This window comes from Pseudogemmobacter bohemicus, assembly GCF_003290025.1.
In the GTDB taxonomy this organism is placed as follows: Bacteria; Pseudomonadota; Alphaproteobacteria; order Rhodobacterales; family Rhodobacteraceae; genus Pseudogemmobacter; species Pseudogemmobacter bohemicus.
The window spans coordinates 1,126,863-1,128,006 of record NZ_QNHG01000001.1 but is presented as its reverse complement, the minus strand read 5'-3'; the positions used below and the strand labels follow the sequence as shown (position 1 = coordinate 1,128,006).

Below are 1,144 nucleotides of genomic sequence, written 5' to 3'. Positions count from 1 at the left end.
CCGTCCCGATGACAGAGCGGCCAACATTTTGCCGCTCATTCGTCTGCGAAATCGCAGCCGGACGGACGGAACGAGAGACGTCCCTTCTTGTCGAACGCGCCATGATTAATCCTCCGAATTGGCGGCTTCCATTCGGAATGAAGATACTGCCAATCAAACGGGTGATCAACAGTTGGCCTATGGTGAAGCCACCAGCGGACGTAATCCGCGTCAAAATAGCTTTCGACAGGCTCTGGATCATCGACAGGATTAAGAAAGACGGACCCATTCAGCGCAGCCGCCAAAGAGGCAGCTTCAAACGCATCATGTATCCTTTGACGATCATACTTGTCGAAAGATTTCTGAACCCATTCAGACATACTTTCGCGGCGTCTATGATCTATTGTAACGGCGTTCAGAAAATCACGCCGTGTTGCCCCGGTCATAAGGTACTTGCGGCCCCGTGTGCCGCCCGGGGGCAAATATTCAAAGCTATGAGGCAATGCCCCGAGATCGGAATGCATTTCAGCTTTGCGAGCAAACCAATCAGCGCCTAACGCCGGTTTCTTGCTCAATGAGAACCACGAATTGTGTTTCTGGTCTGCCTTCTTGAGAAGATACTTGCAGACATACCTGGCGGATTTTTCGCTTGCGCTCCAATCGCAGGTAATATGGCCGTGCGGCCATTCGCGAATGTGAACCATTCGCTCTTGCGGTATCTCGCGAGAGAAGGGGGCGGAAGAATCCGGATCAGCGATATGATCAGGATTATAGAAGGCGGATTGCCCTCGAGAGACAATATCAGAAAAAAACAGAAGCACATGAAAATGCGCCCTGCCTTTTTTTTCGCCATACTCGCCCGCGACGAGATACCTAACTTTGTGACCCGCACGACGAAGCAGTTTCATAAAAAGCTGAAAGTGGCGCGGATGAAGTACCTTATCCGCGAGATCATCACGAGTGGCATAGGTAAGGTTGAGAGTGCAGGAGGCTATCGATACCGACGCCTCCGCTAATGCCCGAGCTACATAGTCATTTACGCGATTTTGCTTGCAGCGCCAGCATTGGCGGCATGCAGCAGGTTGTTGTTCCCACTTAGGCCCGCGTTGAACCCAGATATGATTGGGAGTTATGCACATTTTCGGACCCATTCTTGGCGTGTCAC

At 51.6% G+C, this 1,144-nt stretch carries 1 protein-coding gene; it reads right to left on the bottom strand.

Features of this window, described 5'->3' with window-relative positions:
* Positions 1 to 35 precede the first annotated feature (35 nt).
* A partial coding sequence (locus DRF71_RS27230) for a rolling circle replication-associated protein (protein ID WP_232831311.1) occupies positions 36 to 1,144 on the bottom strand: 1,109 nt, incomplete at its 5' end.